The 26,425-nt window shown below is 67.9% G+C and carries 26 protein-coding genes; 13 read left to right on the top strand and 13 right to left on the bottom strand.

Annotated elements, in window-relative coordinates:
* The first annotated feature begins 56 nt into the window (after positions 1-56).
* From QRN63_RS02245 to QRN63_RS02235, 3 genes are read left to right on the top strand one after another with little or no spacing between them, the layout of a single operon-like run.
* Complete coding sequence (locus QRN63_RS02245; protein ID WP_285029028.1) at positions 57-1,331, top strand: NADH:flavin oxidoreductase/NADH oxidase family protein; 1,275 nt, start codon at positions 57-59, stop codon at positions 1,329-1,331.
* Positions 1,328-2,815 carry a flavin-containing monooxygenase gene (locus QRN63_RS02240; RefSeq protein WP_285029027.1) on the top strand — a complete coding sequence of 496 codons (1,488 nt, stop codon included), beginning with the start codon at positions 1,328-1,330 and terminating at the stop codon, positions 2,813-2,815. The genes QRN63_RS02245 and QRN63_RS02240 overlap by 4 nt, the downstream gene beginning before the upstream one ends.
* Positions 2,812-3,567 carry an alpha/beta fold hydrolase gene (locus tag QRN63_RS02235; RefSeq protein ID WP_285029025.1) on the top strand — a complete coding sequence of 252 codons (756 nt, stop codon included), beginning with the start codon at positions 2,812-2,814 and terminating at the stop codon, positions 3,565-3,567. Before QRN63_RS02240 ends, QRN63_RS02235 begins: the two co-directional genes overlap by 4 nt.
* On the opposite strand, the gene QRN63_RS02230 is transcribed toward QRN63_RS02235, so the two are convergent.
* The 3 genes from QRN63_RS02230 to QRN63_RS02220 all read right to left on the bottom strand — a co-directional run bounded on the left by QRN63_RS02230 (position 3,530) and on the right by QRN63_RS02220 (position 6,940).
* Positions 3,530-5,026 (bottom strand): zinc ribbon domain-containing protein, encoded by a 1,497-nt coding sequence (locus QRN63_RS02230; protein ID WP_285029024.1) that lies wholly within the window; start codon positions 5,024-5,026, stop codon positions 3,530-3,532. The genes QRN63_RS02235 and QRN63_RS02230 overlap by 38 nt on opposite strands.
* Positions 5,027-5,040: 14 nt before the next feature.
* Positions 5,041-6,594: a S53 family peptidase gene (locus QRN63_RS02225; RefSeq protein WP_267318720.1), complete on the bottom strand. Its 1,554-nt coding sequence runs from the start codon at positions 6,592-6,594 to the stop codon at positions 5,041-5,043.
* A gap of 61 nt (positions 6,595-6,655) precedes the next feature.
* Positions 6,656-6,940, bottom strand: coding sequence for a hypothetical protein (locus QRN63_RS02220; RefSeq protein ID WP_267318719.1), 285 nt, complete (start codon positions 6,938-6,940; stop codon positions 6,656-6,658).
* Between the two features lie 348 nt (positions 6,941-7,288).
* Here QRN63_RS02220 and QRN63_RS02215 point away from each other — a divergent pair, with 348 nt between their 5' ends.
* Positions 7,289-7,915: an LGFP repeat-containing protein gene (locus QRN63_RS02215; protein ID WP_502888067.1), complete on the top strand. Its 627-nt coding sequence runs from the start codon at positions 7,289-7,291 to the stop codon at positions 7,913-7,915.
* Here QRN63_RS02215 and QRN63_RS02210 read toward each other — a convergent pair whose 3' ends face one another.
* Together QRN63_RS02210 and QRN63_RS02205 are read right to left on the bottom strand one after the other, a co-directional pair.
* Positions 7,916-8,365, bottom strand: coding sequence for an SRPBCC family protein (locus tag QRN63_RS02210; protein ID WP_267318718.1), 450 nt, complete (start codon positions 8,363-8,365; stop codon positions 7,916-7,918).
* Positions 8,366-8,405: 40 nt separating this feature from the next.
* Positions 8,406-9,419 (bottom strand): VWA domain-containing protein, encoded by a 1,014-nt coding sequence (locus QRN63_RS02205; RefSeq protein ID WP_267318717.1) that lies wholly within the window; start codon positions 9,417-9,419, stop codon positions 8,406-8,408.
* Between the two features lie 192 nt (positions 9,420-9,611).
* Here QRN63_RS02205 and QRN63_RS02200 point away from each other — a divergent pair, with 192 nt between their 5' ends.
* From QRN63_RS02200 to QRN63_RS02170, 7 genes are read left to right on the top strand one after another with little or no spacing between them, the layout of a single operon-like run.
* Positions 9,612-12,446, top strand: a complete 2,835-nt coding sequence (locus tag QRN63_RS02200) for a Na+/H+ antiporter subunit A (protein ID WP_267318716.1) — start codon at positions 9,612-9,614, stop codon at positions 12,444-12,446.
* Positions 12,443-12,916 (top strand): Na(+)/H(+) antiporter subunit C, encoded by a 474-nt coding sequence (locus tag QRN63_RS02195; protein ID WP_267318715.1) that lies wholly within the window; start codon positions 12,443-12,445, stop codon positions 12,914-12,916. Before QRN63_RS02200 ends, QRN63_RS02195 begins: the two co-directional genes overlap by 4 nt.
* Entirely contained in the window at positions 12,913-14,505 is a 1,593-nt protein-coding gene (locus QRN63_RS02190; protein ID WP_285029023.1) for a Na+/H+ antiporter subunit D, read from the top strand. The genes QRN63_RS02195 and QRN63_RS02190 overlap by 4 nt, the downstream gene beginning before the upstream one ends.
* Complete coding sequence (locus QRN63_RS02185) at positions 14,502-15,032, top strand: Na+/H+ antiporter subunit E (RefSeq protein ID WP_285029022.1); 531 nt, start codon at positions 14,502-14,504, stop codon at positions 15,030-15,032. The genes QRN63_RS02190 and QRN63_RS02185 overlap by 4 nt, the downstream gene beginning before the upstream one ends.
* Positions 15,029-15,304: a monovalent cation/H+ antiporter complex subunit F gene (locus QRN63_RS02180; protein ID WP_267318712.1), complete on the top strand. Its 276-nt coding sequence runs from the start codon at positions 15,029-15,031 to the stop codon at positions 15,302-15,304. The genes QRN63_RS02185 and QRN63_RS02180 overlap by 4 nt, the downstream gene beginning before the upstream one ends.
* Positions 15,301-15,636 carry a monovalent cation/H(+) antiporter subunit G gene (mnhG, locus tag QRN63_RS02175; RefSeq protein ID WP_267318711.1) on the top strand — a complete coding sequence of 112 codons (336 nt, stop codon included), beginning with the start codon at positions 15,301-15,303 and terminating at the stop codon, positions 15,634-15,636. The genes QRN63_RS02180 and mnhG overlap by 4 nt, the downstream gene beginning before the upstream one ends.
* Positions 15,623-16,534 carry a class I SAM-dependent methyltransferase gene (locus tag QRN63_RS02170; protein WP_285029021.1) on the top strand — a complete coding sequence of 304 codons (912 nt, stop codon included), beginning with the start codon at positions 15,623-15,625 and terminating at the stop codon, positions 16,532-16,534. Before mnhG ends, QRN63_RS02170 begins: the two co-directional genes overlap by 14 nt.
* Here QRN63_RS02170 and QRN63_RS02165 read toward each other — a convergent pair.
* The 6 genes from QRN63_RS02165 to napA all read right to left on the bottom strand — a co-directional run bounded on the left by QRN63_RS02165 (position 16,527) and on the right by napA (position 21,218).
* The gene (locus QRN63_RS02165; protein WP_267318709.1) at positions 16,527-17,822 is read right to left on the bottom strand and encodes a hypothetical protein; all 1,296 of its coding nucleotides are present in this window, start codon (positions 17,820-17,822) and stop codon (positions 16,527-16,529) included. The two genes, QRN63_RS02170 and QRN63_RS02165, sit on opposite strands and share 8 nt — an antisense overlap.
* A gap of 81 nt (positions 17,823-17,903) precedes the next feature.
* Entirely contained in the window at positions 17,904-18,539 is a 636-nt protein-coding gene (locus tag QRN63_RS02160; protein ID WP_285029020.1) for an LON peptidase substrate-binding domain-containing protein, read from the bottom strand.
* A gap of 2 nt (positions 18,540-18,541) precedes the next feature.
* Positions 18,542-19,690 carry a glutamate--cysteine ligase gene (locus QRN63_RS02155; protein WP_267319021.1) on the bottom strand — a complete coding sequence of 383 codons (1,149 nt, stop codon included), beginning with the start codon at positions 19,688-19,690 and terminating at the stop codon, positions 18,542-18,544.
* Positions 19,671-20,390 (bottom strand): superoxide dismutase[Cu-Zn], encoded by a 720-nt coding sequence (gene sodC, locus QRN63_RS02150; RefSeq protein WP_285029019.1) that lies wholly within the window; start codon positions 20,388-20,390, stop codon positions 19,671-19,673. The genes QRN63_RS02155 and sodC overlap by 20 nt, the downstream gene beginning before the upstream one ends.
* Positions 20,391-20,400: 10 nt before the next feature.
* Positions 20,401-20,868 carry a LytR C-terminal domain-containing protein gene (locus tag QRN63_RS02145; protein WP_267318706.1) on the bottom strand — a complete coding sequence of 156 codons (468 nt, stop codon included), beginning with the start codon at positions 20,866-20,868 and terminating at the stop codon, positions 20,401-20,403.
* A 41-nt stretch (positions 20,869-20,909) separates the two neighbouring features.
* Positions 20,910-21,218, bottom strand: coding sequence for a nucleoid-associated protein NapA (napA, locus tag QRN63_RS02140; RefSeq protein ID WP_029105136.1), 309 nt, complete (start codon positions 21,216-21,218; stop codon positions 20,910-20,912).
* A 161-nt stretch (positions 21,219-21,379) separates the two neighbouring features.
* Here napA and QRN63_RS02135 point away from each other — a divergent pair, with 161 nt between their 5' ends.
* The gene (locus tag QRN63_RS02135; RefSeq protein ID WP_267318705.1) at positions 21,380-21,973 is read left to right on the top strand and encodes a peptide deformylase; all 594 of its coding nucleotides are present in this window, start codon (positions 21,380-21,382) and stop codon (positions 21,971-21,973) included.
* Positions 21,973-22,845 carry an N-acetylglutamate synthase, CG3035 family gene (locus QRN63_RS02130; protein WP_285029018.1) on the top strand — a complete coding sequence of 291 codons (873 nt, stop codon included), beginning with the start codon at positions 21,973-21,975 and terminating at the stop codon, positions 22,843-22,845. Before QRN63_RS02135 ends, QRN63_RS02130 begins: the two co-directional genes overlap by 1 nt.
* 69 nt (positions 22,846-22,914) lie before the next feature.
* Here QRN63_RS02130 and gjpA (QRN63_RS02125) read toward each other — a convergent pair whose 3' ends face one another.
* Together gjpA (QRN63_RS02125) and gjpA (QRN63_RS02120) are read right to left on the bottom strand one after the other, a co-directional pair.
* Positions 22,915-24,456: an outer membrane porin GjpA gene (gene gjpA / locus QRN63_RS02125; RefSeq protein WP_285029017.1), complete on the bottom strand. Its 1,542-nt coding sequence runs from the start codon at positions 24,454-24,456 to the stop codon at positions 22,915-22,917.
* A gap of 132 nt (positions 24,457-24,588) precedes the next feature.
* Positions 24,589-26,091, bottom strand: coding sequence for an outer membrane porin GjpA (gene gjpA, locus QRN63_RS02120; protein ID WP_285029016.1), 1,503 nt, complete (start codon positions 26,089-26,091; stop codon positions 24,589-24,591).
* Positions 26,092-26,425 lie beyond the last annotated feature (334 nt).

Here is a 26,425-nt window from a genome sequence, read left to right as displayed (position 1 = left end):
CATTGCCCACTATAAATGTGAGCAGCGTTTACATCATACCGACCCGAAGGCAACCGATGTCTCCCACACTCTTCACCCACTTCACCCTCGCATCCGGTCAGACGCTCCGAAACCGCATCGCCAAAGCCGCGATGGAGGAAGGACTCGCCGGCCCCGGCCAGGCTCCCGACGATCGGCTTATCGCGCTGTACCACCGCTGGGGCGTGGGCGGCGCGGGCGTACTGATCACGGGCAACGTCATGGTCCATGCCGAGGCCCTCACCGGCCCGGGCGGCGTCGTCCTCGACGCGAACTCGCCACTCGAACCGTTCGCGAAGTGGGCCAAGGCCGGCAAGGCAGGCGGCGCGAAGATGTGGATGCAGATCAGCCACCCCGGCCGCCAGGTCAACGCCAACATGCCCGGCGTGGTCTGGGGTCCGTCGGACGTCGCGGTGGACGTCGGCAAGCACAGCAAGCGATTCGGCCGGCCGAGCGCGATGACGCCGCAGCAGATCGGCGCCACCATCGCGCGCTTCGTCACCACCGCGGCCCGCGCCGAGGAAGCCGGCTTCGACGGTGTCGAGGTGCACGCGGCGCACGGCTACCTGCTGTCGCAGTTCCTGTCGCCGTTGGTCAACACCCGCACCGACGAATGGGGTGGGCCGCTGGAGAACCGCGCCCGTCTCCTGCTGGAGATCGTCCGCCAGATCCGGCTGGCCGTCAGCCCGGAGTTCGCGGTCGCCGTCAAGCTGAACTCGGCAGACTTCCAGCGTGGCGGCTTCGACACCGACGATGCGCTGCGCGTCATCGAGATGCTCGCACCACTCGGCGTCGACGTTGTCGAGCTGTCCGGCGGCAGCTACGAGAGCCCGGCCATGACCGGCCGACCCACGGACAGCCGTACCGCCGCCCGCGAGGCCTATTTCCTCGAGCTGGCCGCAGAACTCGCCAAGACCAGTCCCATCCCGCTGATGCTCACCGGCGGCGTCACCCGGCAGGACACCGCGAACACGGTGCTCGCCAACGGCATCGACATCGTCGGCATGGGCACCGCCATCGCCGTCACGCCGGATCTGCCGAACCGCTGGAGCCGCGGCGAGGAAGCCACCCGGCAACTCAAGCCGGTGACGTGGTCCGACAAGACGCTGGCGTCCGCGGCGAGCATGGCGCTGGTGCGCTACCAGATGCGGCAGATCACGCAAGGCCTCGAGCCGACGGCCCGTACACATCCGTTGTGCGCCCTCATCGTCGACCAGCGGGTACAGCGCAAAGCCCTTGCGCGCTACCGCAAGTGGCTGCCCGCGCAGCCGTCCGACCTGAAGTCTCCCATCGCACTCAAGGATCACCGATGAACCAGCTCGTCCCCCACAACCACGTCGCGATCATCGGCACCGGATTCGGCGCCCTCGCCACCGCCGTCCGGCTGCAGCAGTCCGGGATCGATGACGTCGTGCTCATCGAGCGCGCCGGCGACGTCGGCGGCGTGTGGCGCGACAATGCCTATCCCGGCGCGGCGGTCGACGTGAAGAGCCACCTCTACTCGCTGTCCTTCGCCCCGAACCCCGGCTGGCACAACGTCTTCGCCAAACAGCCCGAACTTCACGCATACCTGAATCGCGTCGTCGACGACTTCGACCTGCGCCGGCGCCTGGTACTGGACACCGAGGTGACGGCCCTGCAGTGGCAGGCCGGCCGGCAGCGTTGGCACATCTCGACCGCGGACGGCGAGCGGACGGCCGCCCACGTCGTCGTCGCCACCGGCGCCCTGGCCGAGCCTGTGATCCCGAACCTGCCCGGCCTGGACGAGTTCGAGGGCGAGAAGTTCCATTCGGCCCGCTGGAACCACGAATTCGATTTGCGCGGAAAGAAAGTCGCGGTCATCGGCACCGGCGCCTCGGCCATCCAGTTCGTGCCGGCCATCCAGCCGCACGTCGGCAAGCTGACGCTGTTCCAGCGCACGCCGCCGTGGATCATGCCCCGCCACGACCATGCGATCTCAGCCCGCCGCCGCGCCATGTTCCGGAAGTACCCCGCCCTGCAGCGCCTGGCGCGGACCCGCATCTACTTCCAGTTCGAATGGATGATCCTGGCGTTCCGTAACCCCGGCCTGATGCGGGTGCCACAGCGGCGCGCCCTCAAGCACCTGAAGAAGCAGGTGCCGGACCCTGCGCTGCGCGCCAAGCTGACCCCGGACTACCGGATCGGCTGCAAGCGAATCCTACTGTCGGACAACTACCTTCCCGCGGTATCGCAGCCGAACGTCGACGTCAACACCGACGGCATCCGGGAAATCCGGGCCCACAGCGTCGTCGACAACCAGGGTATCGAGCACGAGGTCGACGCCATCATCTTCGGCACCGGCTTCGAGACCCGGCAGCTGCCGCTGACCGACCGGCTGTTCGGCACCGACGGCATCTCCATGGCCGAGAGCTGGGACGGCAACCCGGCCGCCTATCTGGGCACCGCCGTCCACGGCTTCCCCAACTGCTACCTGATGCACGGCCCGAACATCGGCCTCGGGCACAACTCGGTGGTGCAGATGCTGGAGGCGCAGGCGAACTACATCGCCGAAACCGTGACCTACGCACGCGACTTCGGCTTCGCCGCTGTCGAACCGACGCAGGCAGCCCAGCAGAACTACGACGACGATGTCCAGCGCCTCAGTCAGGGCACCGTGTGGACCGCCGGGGGCTGCCAGAGCTGGTACGTCAACGAGCACGGGCGCAACGTCAACATCTGGCCGAGCAGCACCATCGACTTCCGCCGCCGCACAAGCCGCTTCATCCCGGTCGACCACCTGGTCCAGCGTCCGGTGCGCGAACTGGTCGAAGCATGACAACGGCCGGGGCCCTGGTCGCAGGCGATCCCGAAGCGCCGCTGGTCGTGCTGATCCACGGCCTCGCCGGATCGCACCACACCTGGGACCGCGTGGTGCCACTCATCGAGGACCACGCCCGGGTGGTCGCCGTGGACCTGCCGTCGACCCGGTCCATCGAAGGCGAGGCCGACGCGGTCGCCGCCTTGATCGACAGGCCGGCAATCGTGGTCGGACACTCGCGCGGCGGCCTGATCGCGACGGCCGTCGCCGAACGTCACCCCGGCCGCGTAGCGAAGATCATCGCGCTGTGCACGCCGCACTCCATCGAAAGTCGGCTCGGCTCAAACCGATTGACAGAGCGTGTCCTCAGGGTTCCGGTTGTCGGCGACCTGGCCTGGGCGCTGGCCGGAGACGGCCGCCGTCGCGCCGGGTTGGCATCGGCCTTCGCTCCCGGGGTGGTTGTCGACGACCGATTCGTGGCGGCGCTCGAGCAGGCCGGCCGCCGCGGGCTCAACGACGCGTCCGCGGCAATCGATCGCTACCTCACCAAAGCGACACTTGCCCAACGCATTCGGACGCTATCCGTCGATGTCGAACTGGTCTTCGGTGACCGCGATGCGCGCGTCAGCCGCCCCACGCCGGGCGAGCCGGACCACCGATTGCTGACCGGCGTCGGCCACACACCGCCGTGGGAATCCCCGGAGGATGTCGCCCGGATGATTCTCACCGACGTCAGCGCGGCGCCTCGTCCCGCCACCGAAAGCTGTTGACGTACTTGCCCATATCGGCAGCGAGTTCCAGGCTGGCCCCGGTCGGCGGGCCGGAACCGGGGCCGAATTCGCTGAACGGCCCGGCCGCCGCGGCGACGAGCGCCAGATCATCCTTCACCGCCACCATGATCAGGATGCGGGTCCGCGAGGCGACGACGTTCTGGCCGTCGGGCCAGTCGTCGGCAGCGACGCCGTAACCCGGGTGATAACCCACCAGCGTGTTGGGTATCTCGTAGGCCACTCGTGAATCCGGGAACTTGTCGAGGAGCAACGCCGTCGTGATGTCCTTGGCGTCGCGGCCCTGTGCCGGTTCGCCCCACAGCCGCATGATGCCGCCGGTGCCGCCGGTGTATTGGGCCGTCACGCCGGTGTCGTTCATGGTCACCTCGTACGCGGTGCCCGGCGCCGGGTAGGAGACGCTGAAGGCTCCGTCGGGGGCGGTGAATCTGGGGTTGATCACGACGGGCTTGCCCATCGGCGGGTGACCGCAATTGGGTGGGCACTGATACCGCGCCGCCGGTCGGGACGTCGCAGCGGCGATCCCGACCAGCCCGAGCGCCAGCACGGTGACCACCGCGGTCCAGGTCGCGACCAGGCGTGGTGCGGACAGCGTGCGCACGTCGCGGTCCGAGCCGTCGGCGTCTTCGTGCTGTACCGCCAACCGCAGGACCAGCCACAGCAACAGCAGCCCCAACACGGCGAATGCGATATGCCACGCCAGCTTCGCCCACTGCGAGATGTCGGCGGAATCCTCGTCGCCGAGCCAGACGTGCGCCAGCACCGGCACGACGGCGATCAGCAGTACCTGCCACCAGATCCGGCGGCCGCGGGGGCGGAACCACAGTGCGGCACCGAGCATTCCGGCAGCGGCGGCCGCGGTGACCGGCATGGTGATGCCACGGATCGCGGCCTCGATGAGGAAGTCCGCCAACGGTTGGTCGTGGTCGACGAGGCCCGAATCCAGCTGCGCGAACATCCGCACGATCGTGGTCGCGGCAGTTGCGCCCAACGCGCCGCTCGCGCCGATGACGTAGCCGTACAGCGCCTTTCGTTCTCCTGGGCTGAACACCCGGATGAGCAGCGCGGGCGCTATCACCAACAGCGCCTCCACCGCCGAGAGGCCGGCCTCGACGGTCCGCAGATGCACTGCGGCAACGCCACTTTCGAGGGGGACACCGTAGGCGCGCGCGACCACCGCGCCGGACCCGAGGGCGAAGGCCACGCCGAACGCCATACCGAGGCCCGTGCCGACGAGCAGCCGGACCTTCGCCGGCCCCGGGTAGTCCAGCTGCCGGACGTACAGGACGAACAGCAGCGGAATCCCCACCGCCACAGTCGCGATGAAGAGGCCCGGCAGGCGCAGCGCCGCCGCAGCCGCCAGCCAGGCGACGAAGAAGGCGAGACCGATTTGGAACGTCCGGCGGGTGCCCGCCGGGAGCTGCGGGAAAAGTATGCTCACCACCCCGATGCCGCTCATCCGGATGTCCCCTGTGCCACGAGCAGGCTGCGCGCGAGCCTGTCGACATCGGGTGTACCCAGGCCGGTGACGGAATCGAAGCCGGGGCCGGCCATCGCCACCGCGTTGCCGCCGACCGTCACGTCGTGAAGCGCCGGCAGCCGACCGGCCCGCTGCACCCGGTACAGCAATGGATTCAGGTCCCCGAGCAGCCGTCCGCCGTGATCGAGCAGGTACTGGTCGATCACGGCCGCCATCCCGGCCCAGACCGGCGCCGACATCGAGGTGCCGCCGGCCAGCACCGTTTCGCCGCCGAAGACCATGCGGGCCCCGGTGAAGAAATCCGCGACCGCGGAAACGTCGGGGATGAGCCGCTTGTTGCGGCCGCGATCGGATGGCACACCTCGCTGCCACGCCGGACGGTCGAACAACGCCGACACTCCGCCGCCACTGCCGTGGGTCAGCGGCACGTCGAACCAGGCCAGCTCTCCGAGCCACTGGCCGTGTTCGTCGGTCGACAGCGTGGTGCCGCCGACGGCGGTCATCTCGGGCACCGAAGCCACCGAGTCCAATCCGATGTCGTCGATGCTCGGCGGTGCCGACCAGTCCTGCCCGCCTTTGCATTCCAGCCCCGCCAGGTCGCCGCTGGCGTCGAACGCGGTGGTGCCGCTGCGGTGCGCCCGCGTCAATGCCGAGCGCACCGGCGCCAGATCGGCTGCGGTCAGCATCTTGTCGCAACCCCAGCCGATCGACAGGCTCCACTCGGCGCCGGGAAAGCGCCGATCAGCGTCGGCCATCATCTCGCCGATCTTGCGGTAGGCGCCGTCGCCGGACACCGTCGGCCGGGCATTGACGTAGACGGTCTGGGCATCGGGAGCGATGGCGTGGGCCATCTGGAGATCCATCGTCGTTTCGCCGGTGCGCTCAGATGGCATGTCCCCCACGACGATGGGAGTGAAACGCGGCAGCTGGTTCAGCTCGGCGAACTTGTCGAGATCAGATTGATCGAAGCCGTCGAAACCGAAGATGACGATGGTGCGGCCCTTGCCGGTGTACCCCTGGTCGGTCAACGGCATGACGTTGTACGCCCGGCGCAGATCCTGCGCGGACAGTCCGCCGGCGGGGACATCGCGCGGCGCGATGAGCGGCCGCGAATCCCGGAACGGCGTGTAGCCGAGGAGCCTGCCGAAACCGCTCAACTCGGACACCAGCGACGGCGGCAGTTCAGGCTGACTCGTCGCGGCATAGAAGGTCTGCCCGCGCCGCCCGCGGTAGTCGCGGACATCGACGCGCAACGCCCGCGCCATGGCCCGGGCGTTGCCTTCGACGGTGGCCCAGTCGTCGCCGGGCCGCCACTGCACCGAAAGCCCGGCAGCTCTTGCCCATTCGATCAAGCCATCGGGCCGGGTGGCACGTGCCAGCGCAGCGGTGAGTTCGACGTGAACCGCCGCCGACGGGCCGAGATCGACCGAAGCCGACAGCAGGTGGGCCAGTGGGCCGGACAGGGCCAGCCGGGCACCCCGGTCGGCCGGCGGGCCGGCGGACGCCAGCGCCGTCAGCCCGGCCGCCACCAGTACTGCGCCGATGCGCCGTACGGCGCATCGGCGGCCTACTGGGATGGGGCTCCCGTTCCTAGTGCGGAGCGGTGATGACGTTGCCCGGCAGCGCAGTCTGCGGTCCCGGAGCCTTCACGGTCGGGGAGAACGAGTTGCCACCCTTGGTGGGCCCGCCCTTCTCGCTCGGCGTCACCGGCGACGACGAGGCAGGTGCCGACGTCGTGGTGGTGGTGCTCGTGGTGGTGGTCGGCTCTTCCTTGGCCTTCTCGCCGCAGGAAGACAGCAGGCCCATGGCAAGTCCGGCGGTCACGGCAAGGCCGGCCACCATCTTCTTGCGGGTCGAGTGCCGAACGGTGGTCATACCGGTTCTCCTTTTGTCCATTCCGTTCGCCCCGACGGCCGTAGCCACGAAGAAACGGGCATCGCGATCGTAGTCTGATTCGCTTCTCACAGCATACCGACATGCAAGTTCCACTGATGGGATATCTAGCCCGAAATTGGGACATCACACTCTGCTGGCAAACAACGGGACCGCCCTGCGAAAGTGGGGTGACCGCGACTACTGAGACAAATGAGGCGGCAGTAAACCAAAACCACCGAAAATTCCCGCAAAGTAGTACGTGCCGTACCAGTAGCTAATACGGTCGAAAGCGTTCGGACTTCAATGGCGAAGTCGTTTCACCTGTCGAATTCATAGAGGAAGTCTCACGTGAAAAACGAATTGCTCGTCCGCCGTACCGCCGCCACCATCGGCATCGCCGCACTCACCGGAGCTGCCGTCGTGGCCTGCTCACAAACCAAGGACATCGGTTCCACCGCTTCATCGGCCGCCAGCTCGGGCGCCAGTGCGGCTTCATCGGCTGCCAGCTCTGGCGCCAGCGCAGCATCGTCCGCCGCCAGTTCCGCCTCGAGCGCCGCATCGTCAGCGATCGCCGGCGCACCCTCGTCCATCAATGTGCCGGGTCTGGGCGAGGTGCAACTGGATGGCCCCATCGCCGACGCGTACCACAAGGCCGGCGGCGAGGCCGCCCTCGGCCAGCCGACCGCGCAGCCGCAGAAGGTCGGCGACGGCACGGTGCAGGCCTTCGCCAACGGCACCATCTTCAGCTCGCCCGCGACGGGCGCACACCTGGTGCAGGGTGAGATTCTGCGCGAGTACACGGAAAAGGGCGGCGCCGGAGGCGAATTGGGCTTCCCGACCACTGACGAAGCCCAGACCGCCGGCGGACCGGACGTACCCAAGGGTGGCTGGATCAGCGAGTTCCAGAAGGGCACCATCACCTGGCTAAACCAGGGTGACGGCACCTTCAAGGCCACCATCACCCCCAAGCCGTAGTCACTGCTCCTCGGCGAGCGCGGCGAGCCGGGCCAGTGATGCCTGCAGCCAGTCGGCGGAGGTCTGCCTGGCCCGGTTCAGCCGCTTCTCGTCGGTCAGCGCGGTCCAGTCGTAGGTATGCGTGACGCGGGTGTGCCCGTCGTCAATGGGTTCGAGCTCCCAGCGCCACAGGTGCCCCGGCTGCGGCTGCCCGGGTTCGGACGGCTTCCATGCGATGCGCCGGCCCTCGGCGAATTCGACGACGTGATTCTCCCGGGTGGCGCCCACGGTCAGGCCCATCACGAACACGTCACCCACCGCGCGGACGCGTTGGCCGGCGGGCGCCTCCGCCAGGTTGTCGTTGCCGTCCCAGCGCGGCTGCTGTGCGGGGTCGGCGATCAACTCGAAGATGCGCGCCGCCGGGGCGGCGATGTCGCGACTGGCGCTGACGACCCGAATTTCGTTGTCCACGAGTCGTATTCAACCCGACAGACCCGCAATGCGCGAGCGGTTACGTCGGCAGCCGCCGGTTGATCAACAGCGCGGAGATCACCGCACAGGTCAGGGCGAACACGCCGAGGCGCAACCATGCGGTACCACCGGGCCCGCGGATGATCTCGTAGCCGATCTGCTGCTGGATGGCGTCGTAGCTCTTGTTCAGGTCCTCGATCTTGGCGGCCGTGTACATCTGCCCGCCGGACAGCTCGGCGACCCGCTTCATGGTGGTGTCGTTGACCGGGACGTTGACGCTCTGATTGTCGACCTTGATCTTGCCGCCCTTGGTCCCGAACGCGATGGTCGAGATCGGGGTGTCCGATTCTTTGGCGGTCCGCGCGGCGGTGTACGCGCCGTGCGGGCTGTCCGGGTTGCCCGGCCGGTTCTCCGCGCCATCGGACAGCAACACGATGCGTTTCGGCGGCTTGTCGGTGTTGCCACTGCCGCCGAGCACGTCCGCCAGGGTCGAGATCGCGCGCAGGGCCGCGAAGATGCCGTCGCCGGTCGCGGTGCCGTCGTCGACGGTGAGGTGGTCCAGCGCGGTGATGGTCGCGTTGTGGTCAGGGGTCGGCGACACCAGCAGGTTGGTGTTCCCGGAGAACGTGACCAGGCCGAGGTTCACGCCGGGGGTCAGCTTCTTCGCGAACTGCTTGGCGGCGTCTTTCGCCGCGGCCAGCCGGCTCGGCGAGACGTCGTCGGCCTCCATGGACCGGGAGACGTCCATCACCAGCATGATCACCGCGCGGTTGCGCGGGGTCTTGATCTCATGGGTGGGTGCGGCCAGTGCGACGGTCAGGGACAGCAGTGCGGCCACCGAGAACACCATCGGGACGTGCCGCCAGCGCGTCGGCTGCAGGGGTACGACGTCGGTGCGCGGATGGTCGCCGGCATAGCTGCGTAGCCGGCTCGCGCGGTTGCGCTGTGCCGCGAGATAGGCGGCCACCAACGCGATGGGCAGCAGCGCGGTCAGGAGCAACCAGGGGTGGGCGAAGCCCGACAACGACACCGATCCGATTCCCGGAAGACTCATCGGCTCCCCGTCGCGTTCGTCACCATAAGTGAAAAGTGTAGGAGTCGGCGCATCGTGCACCCGGTAGCGGGGCTGTGGCCTGCGAGAACCACGGGACCACGGCAGTCACAGCCGCCCCGTAAGCTGGCCGGACCCTCTCCCGTCGCTACGCTCGCCCCCAACGGACCGCCCCCCGACGCCTGCCGGAGGCCCATGCTCACCGTTCTGTACGTACACGCGATCGCCACTGTGCTCGCTCCACTGTTGGTACGACGCTGGGGACGGCGGGCGTTCTATCCACTCGCGCTGGCACCCGCCGGCTCCCTGATCTGGCTGGCCCTGAACTGGCCCGGGACCGGCGAGCAGACGCTGCACATCGACTGGGTGCCGCAGCTGTCCATGGACATCACGCTGCGGCTGGATTCACTGTCGGCGATCATGTCGGTGCTGGTGCTGGGCGTCGGCACGCTCGTGCTGCTGTACTGCGCCGAATACTTCCACCACGCCGACGGCCACACCGAGAACCGGCTACCCAGCTTCGCCGCCGAGCTCGTCGCGTTCTCGGGCGCCATGTTCGGCCTGGTCTGCAGCGACAACACGCTGCTGCTGTATCTGTTCTGGGAGCTGACGACCATCCTGTCGTTCCTGCTCGTCGGCCACTACGCCGAGCGCGTCGCCAGCCGGCGCGCCGCCACCCAGGCGCTGCTGGTCACCACGGCCGGCGGCCTGGCCATGCTGACCGGCATCATCATGCTGGGCACGCTCGCCGGCACCTACCGGCTGTCCGACCTCGTGGCGAACGCACCGACCGGCACCACTTCCTCGGTCGCCGTCGTACTGGTGCTGATCGGCGCACTGTCCAAATCGGCCATCGTGCCCATGCACTTCTGGCTGCCGGGCGCCATGGCGGCGCCGACGCCCGTCAGCGCCTATCTGCACGCCGCGGCCATGGTGAAGGCCGGCGTGTACCTGATCGCCCGCATGACACCCGGTTTCGCCGACCACCAACCGTGGCGGCCGACCGTCGTCACGCTGGGTCTGGTGACGCTGCTGCTGGCCGGGTGGCGCGCCGTCCGTGAGTACGACCTCAAACTGATCCTGGCCTTCGGCACCGTGAGCCAGCTCGGGTTGATCACGGTGATGGTCGGCGCCGGCGGTGGCGATCTGATGCTCGCCGGCCTCGCCATGCTGTGTGCGCATGCCATGTTCAAAGCCACGCTGTTCATGGTCGTCGGCATCATCGACCACGCCACCGGCACCCGCGACATCCGGAAACTCGCGTGGCTCGGCCAGCGCAGCCCCGTACTGCTGGCCATCGCCGTCGCCGCGGCCGCCAGCATGGCCGGGCTGCCGCCGTTCCTGGGCTTCGTCGCGAAGGAAGCCGATTTCGAAACCCTGTGGCACAGCCCCACGTTGGGTGCCTCGGCCCCGTTCGTGCTGGCGACCGTGGCGTTCGGTTCGGTGTTCACCACGATCTACAGCCTGCGGTTCCTGTACGGGGCGTTCGCCCGAAAAGGCAGGGAGGAGCCGACCGTCCGCGTCACCGAGATGCACCGTCCCGGCCTCGGTTTCCTGGTCCCGCCGGGCATCCTGGCCGTTGCCGGGCTCGGCTTCGGGCTGTTGCCGAACGCGCTGGACCACGCCATCGCCGACTACACCGCGACCATGCCGGGCAGCACCGGCTACCACCTGGCGCTGTGGCACGGCGTCAACATGCCACTGCTGCTGTCGGCCGTGGTCCTCACAGCCGGCGCGGCGGCATTCGTGCTGCGGCACCGCCTCGAACGCATCCGCGTGCCCTATCTGCCGCTGGGCAACGCCGACCGGATGTACGACGCGGCCATCCGCGGCGCGGACCGCTTCGCCGTGCGGTTGACGGCGTTCACCCAGCGCGGCTCGATCCCGACGACCCAGGCGATGATCCTGTCGACCCTCGCCGTGCTGCCTGTCGCGGTGCTGCTGCTGGGCGCGCGCGACGAGCCCGACCTGAAGCTGTGGAACTCGCCGCTGCAGGTGGTCGTCGGCCTCATCGTGCTGGCGGCGGCGATCAGCGCCACGGTGATGCGGAACCGGTTGGCGGCCGTGCTGGTCGTCGGGGTCACCGGCTACGGCTGCGGCACGCTCTACATCTTCTACGGGGCGCCGGACCTGGCACTGACCCAATTCCTGGTCGAGACACTGACTCTGGTGGTCTTCCTGCTGGTGCTGCGCACCCTGCCCGCCGAATCCGACGCCGCCCACATGAAGCGGCACCGGCTCCCCCGGGCCCTGCTGGCCACCGCTGTCGGCGCGTCGGTGACGGCACTGGCCGTCTACGCCATGGCCGCCCGGAACACCCGGCCGCTGGCCGAACTGCTGCCCGACGCGGCGTACTACCGCGGGCACGGCGCCAACACCGTCAACGTGCTGCTCGTGGACATCCGGGCCTGGGACACGCTCGGCGAAATCTCGGTGCTGCTGGTCGCTGCGACGGGGGTGGCGTCAATGGTGTTCCGGCACAGGCGTTTCGGCTCGGCGCCCCGGGTACCGAAGGATCACCGGCCGACACCCGACATCACCTGGCTGCGCGGCAGCGACCTGCGCGATCCGCGGCACCGCTCCCTGGTGCTCGAAGTCGCGACCCGGATGATCTTCCCGCTCATCATGGTGTTGTCGGTGTACTTCTTCTTCGCCGGACACAACACGCCCGGCGGCGGTTTCGCCGGCGGGCTGACTGCCGGTCTGGCGCTGGTGCTGCGGTACCTGGCCGGCGGCCGGTACGAATTGGGCGAGACGCTGCCCCTGGACGCCGGGAAGATTCTGGGCACGGGCCTGGCGCTGTCGGCCGGGACGGCGACGGCCTCGCTGCTGCTCGGTGCGCCGGTGCTGTCCAGCGCGGTGGTGAAATTCACGCTGCCCCTACTGGGTTCGGTGAAGGTGGTGACGGCGCTGTTCTTCGACCTCGGCGTGTACCTCATCGTCGTGGGCCTGGTGCTGGACATCCTGCGCAGCCTGGGCGCGAAGGTCGACGAAGAGTTGTACGCACCACGTGAGGCGGCCGCCCGATGACGACCTATCTCGTACCGCTCGTGCTCATCGGCGGTCTCACCGGCACGGGTGTGTACCTGCTGTTGGAGCGCAACCTGACCCGGATGCTGTTGGGCCTGTTGCTGATCGGCAACGCGGTGAACCTGCTGATCCTGGTGATGGGCGGCGGCTCCGGCAATCCGCCGGTGCGCGGCCGCACCAGTCACGGCCAGACGGGCACCGCCGACCCGCTGGCGCAGGGCATGGTCCTCACGTCGATCGTCATCACCATGGGTGTCGCGGCGTTCGTGCTGGCGCTGATCTACCGGGCCTACCGCCTGACCACCATCGAAGAGGTGGGCAACGACCCCGAGGACAGCCGCGTGGCGCAGTTGTCGACCACCGACGCCCCGGCGGTCGAGGAGGACCGCGGCGAACCTGCCGTCGTCACCGACGCCGACGCCCCCGCGGCACTCGACGCACTGCCCTCCGACCCGGTGGAGCAGGCGTGACGGCGGGTGCGGTGCTGGCGCCGCTGCCCGTTCTGATCCCGATCCTCGGCGCTGCCGCGACCATGTTCGCGGGTCGCCGGCCCCGGCTGCAGCAACTGGTCGCGCTGGTGGCGCTCGCCGCGGTGACGGCGGTCTGCGCGGCGCTGGTCTACGTCGTCGACCACAGCGGCACCGTCGCCGTCCACGTCGGCGGCTGGGGGCAGACCGAACCCGGGATGGGACCGCTCGGGATTGTCCTTGTCGTCGACCGGCTTTCGGCCCTGATGCTGGTGGTGTCCTCGATCGTGCTGCTGGCGGTGGTCTGGTACGCCATCGGGCAGGGTATCCGCGACGGCGGTGACGAGCAGCCGGTGTCGATCTTCCTGCCGACCTATCTGGTGCTGTCGGCGGGTGTGTGCATCGCGTTCCTCGCCGGTGACCTGTTCAACCTGTTCGTCGGCTTCGAGGTGCTGCTGGCCGCGAGCTTCGTGCTGCTGACCGTCGGCGCCAGCGAGGAACGTGTTCGTGCCGGCATCGGCTACGTCATGGTCTCCATGGTGTCGTCGGTGATCTTCCTGATCGGCATCGCGCTGATCTACGCGGCCACCGGCACCCTCAACCTCGCCGAACTGGCCAACCGGCTCGACGGCATCACGCCGGGCACCCGGGCTGCGCTTTTCGCGGTGCTGCTGGTGGCGTTCGGCATCAAGGCTGCGGTGTTCCCGCTGTCGGCGTGGCTGCCGGACTCGTACCCCACCGCCCCGGCGCCCGTCACCGCGGTGTTCGCCGGCCTGCTCACGAAAGTCGGTGTGTACGCGATCATTCGGGCCCACACCCTGCTGTTCCCCGGCGGCGCACTGGACGGCGTGCTCATGGTCGCGGCGCTGCTGACCATGGTGATCGGCATCTTCGGCGCCATGGCCCAGAGCGACATCAAGCGGCTGCTGTCCTTCACCCTGGTCAGCCACATCGGTTACCTGGTGTTCGGCATCGCGGTGTCCAACCGGATCGGCATGGCCGGCGCCATCTACTACGTGGCCCACCACATCGTCGTGCAGACCACGCTTTTCCTCGTGGTGGGGTTGATCGAACGACAGGCCGGGGCCTCGACCCTGCAGCGCCTCGGCGGCCTCGCGGCGGCCAGCCCGCTGCTGGCGTTCGTGTTCATCATCCCCGCACTGAATCTCGGCGGTATTCCGCCGTTCTCGGGGTTCATCGGCAAGGTCGCGTTGCTTCAGGCGGGAGCGACGAGCGCGTCGGTCCTCGCGTGGGCGCTGGTCGCCGGCTCGGTCATCACCAGCCTGCTGACGCTGTACGTGATGGCGCGGGTGTGGACGCTCGCGTTCTGGCGCGCCCGCGCGGACGCGCCGGAGGGCACGCTGTCCACGGCAGCCCCGGCCGGCCTGTTGGAGCCGGTGGCGAACGTGGCCGTCGATGACCGGCCGGACGTCGGCCGGATGCCCGTCAGCATGCTGCTACCAACCACGGTTCTCATCGCGGTCGGGCTGGCCCTGACGGTGTTCGCGGGGCCCATCTTCGGGTTCGCGGAGCGGGCCGCCGACCAGGTCACCGACCGCGGCCAGTACATCTCGGCGGTGTTGACGCCATGAGGCAGTGGTTACCGCGGGTGGGCATCCTGGTCTGGCTGACGGCCGTGTGGATTCTGTTGTGGGGCAACATCTCCGTCGCCAACATCCTCGGCGGGCTCGCCGTCGGTTTACTGATCACGGTGCTGCTGCCGCTGCCGCAGGTGCCGGTCGCGGGCCGGCTGCATCCGCTGTCGTTGGCGTGGCTGGTGATCAAGGTCGCCTACTACCTGGTGCTGTCCTCGGTACAGGTCGCCTGGCTGGCGATCAGACCCGGGCCGCCGCCGCTGACGGCGGTGCTGCGGGCCCGGCTCGCCCTCAAGTCCGATCTGGTGCTGGCCGTGGCGGTCAACGTCATCAACCTCATCCCCGGTTCGATCGTGCTGGAGATCGATCAGGCCCGCCGGATCATCTACGTCCACGTCCTCGACGTGGGGTCCGAACGTGCGGTGCAGCAGTTCTACCGCCAGATCGCGGAGGTGGAGCGGTTGATGATCGACTCGTTCGAGCGCGAATCCCATTGGCAGCCTTTGGAAGCGGACACGGCATGAGCACGGTGTGGATCATCGCCGGCGTGATGCTGGTCGCGGCCGCCGCCATCACGATGTTCCGGCTGCTGGCCGGTCCAGGGACCCTGGACCGGCTGGTCGCGCTGGACACCTTCGTCGCCGTCACCATGTGCGGTATCGGCACGTGGGCGGCGTACAGCCTCGACACCACGGCGACCTACAGCTTGACGGCGCTGGCCCTGATCAGCTTCGTCGGCTCGGTCAGCGTGGCCCGGTTCCGCGTCCGCGACACCGATCGGGAGCCGCCGCAATGAACGTATTGGATGTGGTCGCAGGCACTTTGGTGCTCTGCGGTTCGGTGCTGGCGTTGACCGCGGCCATCGGCGTGGTGCGTTTCCCCGACACGTTGTCGCGGATGCATTCGGCCTCCAAACCCCAGACGCTGGGGCTGCTGCTGGTGCTGACGGGCGCCGCGCTGCGCCTGCGCGGGCACGCCGACGTCGGCATGCTGATCCTGGCCGGTTTGTTCACCCTGATCACCGCACCCGTGGTGGCCAACCGGGTGGGCCAGCTGGCCTATCGTGAGCAGAGTTTCCGCGACGACCTGCTGATCCGCGACGAATTGGACGACTATGGCGCGCACTGACGACGACTCCTGGGACATCACCGAAAGCGTGGGCGCCACCGCGCTCGGCGTGGCCATGGCCCGGGCCGCCGAATCCGCTTCGGAGAGCCCGCTATTCGATGACCCCTACGCACAGCTGTTCATCGATGCCGCAACCGCATCGGGCTGGTCCTCACCGTTTTCCGGCGGTGCCGCCGGTTCAGCGCAGGCCCAGCGCAGTCGCATGGTGTGGGCGTACGCCGCAGCGCGCACCAGGTGGTTCGACGAGTTCTTCGCCACGACCAGCGCCGACGGCATCCGGCAGGTGGTGATCCTGGCTGCAGGCCTGGACGCCCGCGCCTGGCGACTCCCCTGGCCGGATGGCACCGTGGTTTTCGAGATCGACCAGCCGAAGGTGTTGGCGTTCAAGGAGAAAACCCTGGACGCCCACGACGTACAGCCGGCCGCCCGGCACATCGGCGTACCCGTCGACCTCCGGCAGGATTGGCCGGAAGCGTTGCGGCAGAGCGGTTTCGACCCCGCCCAGCCGACGGCCTGGCTCGCCGAGGGGCTCCTGCCCTACCTGCCCGCCGAGGCCCAGGAGCTGCTGTTCGAGCGCATCCACGAACTCAGCGCGCCCGGTAGCCGCATCGCTGTCGAGGGCTTCGGCCCCGACTACTTCAGCGAGGAGAGTCAGCGCATCCGCAAGGCCCGGATGGATGCGATCCGCGAGGAAGCCGCCAAGGCCGGTCAGCAGGTGGCCGATGTCTCCGAGCTGTTCTACCCAGAACCGCGCGAGGACGTCGCCGAGTGGCTGACCCGCCACGGCTGGCAGGCCAGGGTCAAGACCTCCGCCGAGGTCACCGGCCGCTACAAGCCCGAGATCGCCGGCGAGGTGCCGGACATCGGCAGCGAGTTCGTCGACGCCAAGCTCAGTTGAACTTGATCTTCACCTGCTCGCCGCTGACGTCGGCGGTGGTGCCGGTGACGTACGAGGTCAACGTGCCGCGCTTGGTTCCGCCGTTGCGGCCCTGCCCGCTCACGTCGTAGTGCACCTCGCCGGAAATGCGTACCTCCATGCGGTATTCGTCCAGATCACCGACCTTGACAGCGCTCATGTCGGGCGGGCTCCACGTCACGGTGCCGTCGACCAGATCGCGGTCACTGATCTTCACCGGGCAGGGTGCCGGCGGGACCAGTGAGCGCGACGACGAGCAGCTGCCGTAGGCCGCCTCCAGCAGCTTGGTGATGGTCTTGGTGCCGGAATCGTTGAGCGCGAATTTGGGCTGCAGGTAGGCGCTCGACGAGTAGCCTTCGACGGCGTCGAGCAGCAGCGGCTTGGTGGTGGTGACGGACACGTACGGGCTGGTGCTGCCGAGCTCCAGGAAGCCCGGGAACACGTAGATCGCCGATTCCTCGCTGATCTCCTTGCCGAACACCGTCATCGTCTTGCGTGCGGCGTTGTCGGTGCTGCTCAACGACGACAGATCGAGCTTGACGGCGGCATGGGCCAGCTGCCACTTGCCGCCGTCCTTCTTGACGTGGATCGTCGCGTCCGAGTTCTTGTCGCCGAACTTGGCCGCGACATGGACGTCGGCGCGACCGATGGACTCCATGGTCTTGTCTTCGTTCAGGATGCGGATATCACTGATGGGCCATTCGGCGATCTGCTTCTTCAGCACGTCGCTGGAGAGGAACTCCTTGGACGCCGGCTGGTCGTTGCTGAAGGACAGGGCCGTGTCGGCATTGCCGTTCGACAGCGCTTCCAGGTAGCCCTTGACGACCTCGCTGGCCGAACCCGAGCTGCTGCCCTCCCCTGAGCCGAACGAGTCGTAGACGTAGTAGATGCCGCCACCCAGCACGACGAGCACCACCACGATGGCGGCGATGATCAGCGGCACCTTGTTCTTCTTCGGCGGGGTGACGAACGGCTGCGCGCCGTAGCCGCCGGGCGCGGTGGGCGGTGCCGGCGGTTGACCCCAACCGCTCGGCGGCTGGCCCCAGCCACCGGTCTGCGGCGCGGCCGGCTGCCCCCATGCCGGCGTCTGCGGCTGACCTGCCGGAGGCTGGCTGGGCGGCGGCGCCTGCGGCGGCCATCCCGGCACCGCCGGCGGCGTGGTCTGGTGAATCGCCGTCTCTTCTTCATCGGACGACCTACCGGCGCCCCCACCTGGGTTGGGACCGTTGTAGTTGGGACCGTTGTAACCGCTCCCCTGCCAACCCGTCATCGTGAACCCTCCCCCTGGCGCAACAAGCTGTGTCCAGGATAAGCGGTGCCGCACCACCCTGCCTGCACGGATCGGCCGCCGCTACTCCTCGGTCAGCTGGAATTCCACCATCGCGGTAAGACTTTCGACCGCTTCTTCGAGCGCGTCCAGCCGGGCCGCGGCGTTCGGCGCGGCCAGCACCGAATACTTGTCGGCCTGGCCGATCGGCAGTAGTGCCGCCAGAGCATACAGGCGTTGTCCCACATCGGGTTTGACGGTCCTCGCCAGAATCGAGTCCCGGCCCCGCAGACGCGCACCCTGCGCCGAGGCGATGCGTTCGAACAGCGCGATGATCCGGTCCTCGACCGCCACGATGGACGCCTCGGGGACCACCGGCCCCGGCTCGTCGGGCCACCTCTCGATCTCGGCGCGCGGGTACGGATCGTCGTTGTGCCACTGCACGATTCGGATGCGGTCGGTCACGCTGCAGCTCAACATGTACTGGCCGACGCCCTGTGGCTGACACCGGTCGATGTGGGCGAGCGCGCCGACAGAGCACCGGACGTCGCCGCCGCCGACCTCACGGCCCGCCGAGATCAGCACCACACCGAACACCTGCTCGGTGGCGGCCATACAGTCCCGCACCAGTTCGCCGTACCGCGGCTCGAAGATACGCAGCGGCAGTTCGTCGCCGGGCAGCAGCGCGGATTCGAGCGGGAACATCGGCGTGATCGGCACGGCTACAACTCCAGCTCCGACACCAACGCGTCGACGACTTCCAGCAGGTCCCCGTCCGTTTCCTCGGCGACCCGCCGCTGCCGTTGATAGGAGCCGCCCAGGTTGTAGATATCGGAGACCCGAGCCAGTTCGTCGGCGCAATTCAGCGACGCCGCAACCGGTTCCAGCCGGTTCAGCAGGTCGTCCAGATCTTCGGTGACCAACCGCTCATTGCTGTCGGCGTCCAGGATGATCTCGGCGTCCAGCCCGTAACGCGCTGCGCGCCACTTGTTTTCCTGCACATGCCAGGGCGGCATGGTCGGCAGCTGCTCGCCGGCGTCCAGCCGCCGGTCCAGGTCGACGATCAGGCAGTGCGTCAGCGCGACCAGCGCACCGAGCTCGGCGATGTTGGACACGCCGTCGAAAATCCGGACCTCGATCGTGCCCAGATGCGGCGACGGCCGGATGTCCCAACGGATTTCGTTCATGTGGTCGATGATGCCGGTCTTGCGCTGGTCGTAGACGAAGCGCTCGAAGTGCGACCACTTCTGGAAGTGGAACGGCAGACCCGCGGTCGGCAGCTGCTGGAACATCATGGCCCGGTTGCTGGCGTAGCCGGTGTCCTCACCGTCCCAGTACGGCGACGACGCCGACAGCGCCAGCAGATGCGGGTACTGATTGAGCAGCGACGTGATGATCGGCATCACCTTGTGCGCCGACGAGATCCCGACGTGCACGTGCACGCCCCAGATCAGCATCTGCCGGCCCCACCACTGGGTCCGTTTGATCAGCTCGGCGTACCGCTGTCCTTCGGTGAGCTGCTGGCTCTCCCATTCCGCGAACGGATGGGTGCCGGCGCAGAACAGCTCCATGCCGCGGTCGCGCACGATCCGGCGTACCGGGCCGAGTGTGGACCGCAGATCATCCATGGCCTCGCCGACGGTGTCGCACACACCGGTGACCACCTCGACGGTGTTGCGCAGCAATTCCTTGTGCACATGCGGTGTCTCGCCGATCTCGGCGATGACCGCGGCGGCCTCGTTGCTCAGGTCACGCGTGCGGGCATCGACGAGGGCGAACTCCCATTCGACGCCGAGGGTCGGTCGTGGCGACCCGGCGAAATCGATCCGCGGTGGGGTGTGGCTGTCCGCGCTACCCGGCAGCGATGACACCGCACGCCACGCGCTTACCGGAGTCACCTGTGTTCAGCGAGGCCTCGTCAGCGCCGGGGGCAGCGCCCTGGATCTGCTGGTACCGGTCGGCCGGGATGTTGCCGAAGTTGTCGGCCTTCTCGTGGATGATCAGCGCCGTCTTGTTGCCGGCGAGCAGCTGCTCGGCAGTGAAGGCGTCGGTGGTGGTCACCAGCGAGCCGGTGCCGTCGGCCTTGACCTGCAGTGAGGCGAGGTCGCCGCTCATCGGGTAGCCGGTGTGGCCCGGAGCCTGGAAATGTCCACCGGCGGACAGGAAGTCGCCGGGGGCGCCGCCGGCCGGTGCCACCGAGTTCGGCTCACACTTGCCGGCCGAGTGGATGTGCAGGCCGTGGAAGCCGGGAGTCAGCACTCCGCTGCCGGTGGTCTTGACCGTCAGCGTGGCAAACCCACCGTTGAACAGGAACTCGGCGGTCGCGACCGTCGTGCCCTCGGGGGTCTTCAGCTCGGTGACCAGCTTCTCGCCGATCGGAGCGGCCTGCGGGGCTGCCTTTTCGCCGGCCTTTTCACCGTGGCCCTGCGGGGCGTGCTCGACGCCGGTCCACACCGCGGGCGTGGTGCCGGGCGTGGTTGCGGGGACCTGTCCGGGAGGGGCACACGCAACGACGACGGGGGCGATGACCGCAGCGGCGGCGAGGAAGCGAATCGGAGCTGAGATCGGCATGCCGGAGAGCCTAACCGGTCACCAGAACGATGACGCCCGGTCCCTTGTCATTGAGCGCCGGGATGCGCGGTTCGACCGGCGCGTCGAGGATTTTGCCGACCGCTTCGGCGGCTTCCTTCTCCCCCGCGGCCTCACCGAAGTACACGGTCGTGGCCGGCGGTGGGGCGTCGACGCTGAGGTTGTCGGTCTCGGTGACGTTCCACTGCGCGTCGTGCAGCTTGTTGGCGACGGTCTGCGCGGCGCCGGCAACCTCAGAGATGTTGAACACCTTGACGTCGGCCTTGGCGGGCGCGGGCGTCGCCGACGTCGTGGTGGCCGTGGCGGACGTCGCGCTGGTCGAGCTGCTCGACGAGTTCGAGTCGGAGCTGCTGTCCGAACTCAGCGATTGGAACGCCACCAGCAGGAACACGACACCAAGGAACAACAGCACCATGACCATGGCGCGCAGGGGTAGTCCGGAGGACTCTCGCTGATTCATTGCTCCCCACCTTATCGAGGCGGACCCTCAGGGCAGAAAAGCTAGGTGATTTCGAAACCGAGACGACGCGCGGCCTTGGCCTTCTGCCGGCTGGCCCGCTGGCGGCGCAGTCGCTTGACCAGCATCGGGTCCGCGGCCAGCGCCTCAGGCCGGTCGACCAGTGCGTTGAGCACCTGGTAGTACCGGGTCGCCGACATCGAGAACAGCTCCTTGATCGCGTCCTCTTTGGAACCCGCGAATTTCCACCACTGACGTTCGAAACCAAGAATGTCATGTTCGCGGCGGGTCAACCCGTCGGCGAGTTCAGAGTCGTCCCCGGATCGCTCAGTACGCGCCATAGCGCCGTCCATTTCGCCCCTGGACCCTTTCTCTGATCTCGGTATATGCCAGCCTGTTTCGTGCGTCACAGCGGATCTGGGACGCAGGAAGTGGTTCGGCGCTCATTCAACCACGGCCGACGGTATTGAGCCGTGATCGTTACCCGCGAGTCGGATCATTAAGATTGCTCGTCATGGCTGTCCGTCCAATCTGCATCGTCGGTGACCCTGTACTGCACACCGCGACCACTCCGGTGGCCGTCGGCGCCGACGGCTCCCTCCCTTCCGATCTCGCCGAGCTGATCGGCGACATGTACGAAACGATGGACAAGGCCAACGGCGTGGGCCTGGCCGCCAATCAGATCGGCGTCGGGCTGCGGCTGTTCGTCTACGACTGCGCCGACGACCGCGGCCAGACCGCGCGGCGTCGTGGCGTGGTGATCAACCCGGTGCTGGAGACGTCGGAGATCCCCGAGACCATGCCCGACCCGGACTACGACGACGAGGGCTGCCTGTCGGTTCCCGGCGAGTCGTTCCCGACCGGCCGGGCCACGTGGGCCAAGGTCACCGGCCTCGATGCCGACGGCAAGCCTGTCGAGCTGGAAGGCACGGGCCTGTTCGCCCGCATGCTGCAGCACGAGACCGGCCACCTCGACGGCTTCCTCTACCTCGACTGCCTGATCGGCCGCAACGCGCGAGCCGCCAAGCGGATGATCAAGTCGAACAAGTGGGGTGTGCCGGGGCTGAGCTGGATGCCGGGCGAGGTCGACGACCCGTTCGGGCACTGATGCCTTCGGTCGGTAGCCGCGTCTCACTGCGCTACCGGTTGCCCGCGCCGGACGTCGGCCCCGAATCCGAGGCCTTCACCGACGTCGTCGGCCACCTCGAGGCGCTCACCCCGCTGGTGGTCGTGCGCACCAAATCGGGTGAGCGCATCGAGATCAGCCCTGCCGCTGTGATGTCGGTGCGCGAGCTGTCGCACGCCCCGGTGCGCAATTCAGAGATCCGCGCGGTCGAACACGCCGCCGCGCTGGCCTGGCCCGGTACCGAGCAGCACTGGGTCGACGGCTGGCTGCTGCGCGCCGGCGGCACGGGCATGCACACCAATTCGGCTGTGCCGCTGCTTTTTTCGTCGGACCTGACGGCCCTGCCGGCAATCAACGACTGGTACGGCGCACGCGGGCTGCAACCGTGGGTGGCGCTGCCGGAGCGGCTGCTGCCGGTTCGCTCCGAGGGTATCGAGCCCAACCGCGTGCTGACTGTCGAGTTGCCGGGCGGCGCGGGTGCGGCACTGCCGTCGCACCCGGATGCCCGGTGGCTGCAGATTCACGGACAGGACGTGCCCGTCGACGTGCTCAGCGCCGTCGTCGACGGAGACGTGGCGTTCGCCACGGTGGCCGACGCCGCCGTCGGGCGGGTCGCGGTGACCACGGCGCCCGACGGCAGGGTGTGGGCCGGACTGTCCGACGTCGTGGTACTCGAACCGGAGCGCCGCCGCGGACTCGGCCGCGCCGTCTGCGCGGAGTTGCTGACGTGGGCCGCCGGCCGCGGTGCGACGCACGCCTACGTCCGGGTTCCCGAAGCCAACGCACCGGCGATCGCACTGGCCGAGGCGATGGGTTTCCGGCTGCACCACCGGTCTCGGTACGTGCTCCTGTAAACGCCGAAACCACGGCCTCCCGCGCGACATCGTCGGCGCCCGGGAAACCGTGGCCTCGGCAGGTACCGGTTAGTGCGAGTCACTCCCACTGTGGTCCGAACCACCCTGGCCTGCAGTGGATTTCGCCGACGCCGGCTTCTTCGCAGGCTTCGGCTTCTCGGACTTCTCCGACTTCTGCTTGCCCGGCTTCTTCGACTCGGACTTCTTGGTCTCCGACTTTGTCGTCTCGGACTTTGTCGTGTCGGGCTTCGTCGTGTCGGGCTTCGTCGTGTCGGGCTTCGTCGTGTCGGGCTTCGTCGTGCCGGGCTTCGTCGCGTCGGGCTTCGTCGCGTCGGTCTTCGTGTCATCCGACTTCGACGGAGTCGCGGGCGTGGCCGGAGTGGCCGGTGTCGCGGGAGTAGCCGGGGTGGCCGGTGTCGCGGGAGTCTCCGACTTGGCGGGCGCCTCAGGCTTTGCCGCCGTCTCCGGGGCCTGCGCCGAGGTCGCCTTGGCCGGCGACACGGCCAGCGCGGGCTGCGGGATCGAGGTGATCGAGTTGTCGGTAGCGGCCTTGGTCACCGAGACCTGGGTCGTCGCAGCAGCCGGCTCGGCAGCAGCCTTGGGGGCCAACGGATTACCGGTACCGCTCCAGCCGATGGCCTTGGCCAGGATGCGGCCGAGCGACACCATGGCGCCGATAGGCCCGATGCCCAGACCGTCGATCTGCAGGTCCGTCCCGATGATGTCGGCGTAGACGGTCTGTCCGAGTGAGTTCAGGATCGAGCCACCGAGGCCCATCTGGTCCCAGCCAGTCGAACCGGCGGTGAACAGGCCGCCGAACTGGATGTTGAGCGCCTTGACGACGGCATTGTCGCTGAGGGGGATCGTCTTGTTGATCACCTGCGCCACCAGGTCGAGATTCAGATTGGCGCCGTTGAGGAAGCCGTTCACCATGGCCGCCGGAATGTTGATGGCGGTCTGCAGCGCTTTCGCCGCGTCGCCTTGCGACAGGGACGCACCGATGCTGGTGAGACTGTTCGCCAGCGCCACCGCCGGGCTGATCGCCGGTCCTGCCAGGCCGATCAGGACCCCGCTCAGCGGCGATGCCAGGAAGTTGAACACTTCCTGCACGACCCGGTTGGCCATGGCGTTCGATGCCGTCGGAAGCAACTTCGGAATCACCTGCAGCAGGATGAAGTGGAAACCATCGTTCGAGTCGACGGACTGCGAGTTGTTTCCGGGGTCGGTGCCCAGCAACGTGGCGGCGGTGATCGCCGACTGCACGTTGTGCCCGATCTCGCCGAGCACGGCGCCGATGTTGCCGGGGTTCTGCAACACCGCTCCGACGTGGTTGATCTGATTCGCCAGGAACTGCTGCAGCAGCACCGCCGGAGCCTCGGAGACGGCATCACCGATGCGTCCCGCGTTCGCTGCGGCGGTCTTGAACGCGTCCTGCCACGGCTGCAGCGGGTTGTATGCCGCGGTCAGCTGCACTGCGGCGGTGCTGACCGACGGCAGCGCCGGAAGCTTGACGGAGGCAGGTGCCGACGCCAGCAGTGGGCTCACCACGACGGCCGCCGTGGTCGCTGCGCAGATACCGGCCTTGGTATGGCGACGGACCGCTGAATCCATGAGAACGACTCCCTCTACACGAGTTGATTGGCTTGATTTGGGCAGGACAAAAGTGCTCGGGTGATCGGCGGAGGATTTTCCGGCGGGAACCGGCGGGCCTCCCCCGAGCAGGCAGGCGCACCGATCGTTGACTTACTTGCTCGCAGCGCCCGAGGTGTGCGACACGGCGCCACCGTCGGCGCCGTGAGTCGAACCACCTTGGCCGGCAGTTTCTTTCGCCGGCGCCGGCTTCTTCACGGGCTTCGGTTTCTCCGACTGCTGCTTGCTCGGCTTCTTCGATTCGGACTTCTTGGCCTCGGACTTCGTCGTCTCCGGCTTCGTGTCCGCCTTCGTCGTCTCCGACTTGGTCGACTCCGTCGTCTGGTCATCCGACTTCTGGTTGTCGGTCTTCGCCGGGGTCGCCGAAGTGGCCGGCGTCGCGGGCGTCGCTGGAGTCGCGGGCGTGGCCGGCGTGGCCGGCGCCTCCGACTTGGCCGGAGCTGCCGGCTTGGCGGAAGTTTCCGACGACTCCGACACCGTGGTCTTCACCGGAGTCACCGCCAAGGCAGGCTGCGGGATCGAGGTGATCGAGTTGTCCGTCGCTGCCTTGGTCACCGAAACCTGCGTAGCAGCAGGATCGGCGGTGGTCTTGGGCGCGAGCGGATTGCCGGTGCCGCTCCAGCCGATGGCCTTGGCCAGCAGGTGGCTGAGGTTCACGAGCGCACCGATCGGCCCGATGCCCTGGCCGGTGATCTCCAACGGAAATCCGGGGGCGAGCACCGTTTCGGCCGTCAGTCCCAGAGAGTTCAGGATCGAGCCGCCGATGCCGGTCATGTCCATGCCCGTCACCCCGGCGGTGAACAGGCCACCGAACTGGATGTTGAGTTTCTGCAGCTCGTTGCCGGCAGGCATGGTCTTGGTGATCAGCGGCGCCAGCACATCCAGGTTCAGGTTGGCCCCGTTGAGGAAGCCGTTCACCATGGCCGCGGGAATGTTGATGGCGGCCTGCGCTGCGGTCATCGCGTCACCTGCGGCGAGCGAGGTCGCGATCTTGGTGATGCTGTTGACCAGCGCCACCACCGGGCTGATGCCGGGGCCCACCAAACCCATCAGCACGCCACTGAGCGGTGATGCCAGCACGTTGACCACCTGCGTGACGATCGCGGACGCCTGCGGATTGCCGGCGGTCGGGAGCATGTTCGGGAGCATCTGCGCGACCAGGCCGTGCCAGACGTCATTCGAACCGGCGATGGTCCAGTCCTCAGGCTTGGTGCCCAGCAGCGTCGCGGCGGTGATTGCCGACTTCACGTTCTGCCCGACGTCCTGGATCACGGCGCCGATGTTGCCGGGGTTCTGCAGGATGGCCCCGACATGGCTGATCTGATTCGCCAGGAACTGCTGCAGCAACACGGCCGGCGCCTCGGAGAACGCCTCGCCGATTCTGCCCGCATTCGCCGATGCGGTGTGGAACGCGTCGAGCCACGGCTGCAGCGGGTTGTACGCCGCAGTCAGCTGCACCGCCGCGTTGCTGACCGAGGGCAGCGCGGGGAGATGCGCGGCGGCGGGAACTGACGGCAACAGCGGGCTGACCACAATGGCTGCCGTTGTCGCCGCGCAGATACCCGCCTTGGTATGGCGACGAACCGCAACATTCATGAAGTGACTCCTCGGGTCGGCTTGCTTACTGGCGGGTAATTTACCGACGAGTAACCGAGTTAATCCAGAGTTTTTGACGAAGTCGTAACGAATCGATAGCGACGACACGGCGCTCACAGGCTGCACCAAGCTCGTTTGCGTATTAGCCGGTAAGGCACCGTTCATAGGCACGCTAACCTTCCGGGCAAATGGCCAGTCGGCAAACCCATTTACGCCGTCGAACCCACCCTCGGCGCAGCGGCGGATCCGCCGCTGCGCCAGCCAGACATATTCCGATTAGTAATGCTCAGACGCGATTTTTTGTCGTGACCGAGACCACATCGAATGATGATCG

Source organism: Mycolicibacterium sp. lyk4-40-TYG-92 (assembly GCF_030209435.1).
In the GTDB taxonomy this organism is placed as follows: domain Bacteria; phylum Actinomycetota; class Actinomycetes; order Mycobacteriales; family Mycobacteriaceae; genus Mycobacterium.
This window is presented reverse-complemented; position numbering and strand designations above follow the sequence as displayed.

Coding starts and splice junctions, on each gene's coding strand:
- QRN63_RS02245 (WP_285029028.1), top strand. CDS start 57: ATGTCTCCCACACTCTTCACCCACTTCACCCTCGCATCCGGTCAGACG.
- napA (WP_029105136.1), bottom strand. CDS start 21,218: ATGGACGGCGCTATGGCGCGTACTGAGCGATCCGGGGACGACTCTGAA.
- QRN63_RS02135 (WP_267318705.1), top strand. CDS start 21,380: ATGGCTGTCCGTCCAATCTGCATCGTCGGTGACCCTGTACTGCACACC.
- QRN63_RS02165 (WP_267318709.1), bottom strand. CDS start 17,822: ATGACGGGTTGGCAGGGGAGCGGTTACAACGGTCCCAACTACAACGGT.
- sodC (WP_285029019.1), bottom strand. CDS start 20,390: ATGCCGATCTCAGCTCCGATTCGCTTCCTCGCCGCCGCTGCGGTCATC.
- QRN63_RS02235 (WP_285029025.1), top strand. CDS start 2,812: ATGACAACGGCCGGGGCCCTGGTCGCAGGCGATCCCGAAGCGCCGCTG.
- QRN63_RS02185 (WP_285029022.1), top strand. CDS start 14,502: ATGAGGCAGTGGTTACCGCGGGTGGGCATCCTGGTCTGGCTGACGGCC.
- QRN63_RS02180 (WP_267318712.1), top strand. CDS start 15,029: ATGAGCACGGTGTGGATCATCGCCGGCGTGATGCTGGTCGCGGCCGCC.
- QRN63_RS02205 (WP_267318717.1), bottom strand. CDS start 9,419: ATGAGTCTTCCGGGAATCGGATCGGTGTCGTTGTCGGGCTTCGCCCAC.
- gjpA (WP_285029017.1), bottom strand. CDS start 24,456: ATGGATTCAGCGGTCCGTCGCCATACCAAGGCCGGTATCTGCGCAGCG.
- gjpA (WP_285029016.1), bottom strand. CDS start 26,091: ATGAATGTTGCGGTTCGTCGCCATACCAAGGCGGGTATCTGCGCGGCG.
- QRN63_RS02130 (WP_285029018.1), top strand. CDS start 21,973: ATGCCTTCGGTCGGTAGCCGCGTCTCACTGCGCTACCGGTTGCCCGCG.
- QRN63_RS02200 (WP_267318716.1), top strand. CDS start 9,612: ATGCTCACCGTTCTGTACGTACACGCGATCGCCACTGTGCTCGCTCCA.
- mnhG (WP_267318711.1), top strand. CDS start 15,301: ATGAACGTATTGGATGTGGTCGCAGGCACTTTGGTGCTCTGCGGTTCG.
- QRN63_RS02170 (WP_285029021.1), top strand. CDS start 15,623: ATGGCGCGCACTGACGACGACTCCTGGGACATCACCGAAAGCGTGGGC.
- QRN63_RS02240 (WP_285029027.1), top strand. CDS start 1,328: ATGAACCAGCTCGTCCCCCACAACCACGTCGCGATCATCGGCACCGGA.
- QRN63_RS02195 (WP_267318715.1), top strand. CDS start 12,443: ATGACGACCTATCTCGTACCGCTCGTGCTCATCGGCGGTCTCACCGGC.
- QRN63_RS02145 (WP_267318706.1), bottom strand. CDS start 20,868: ATGAATCAGCGAGAGTCCTCCGGACTACCCCTGCGCGCCATGGTCATG.
- QRN63_RS02220 (WP_267318719.1), bottom strand. CDS start 6,940: ATGACCACCGTTCGGCACTCGACCCGCAAGAAGATGGTGGCCGGCCTT.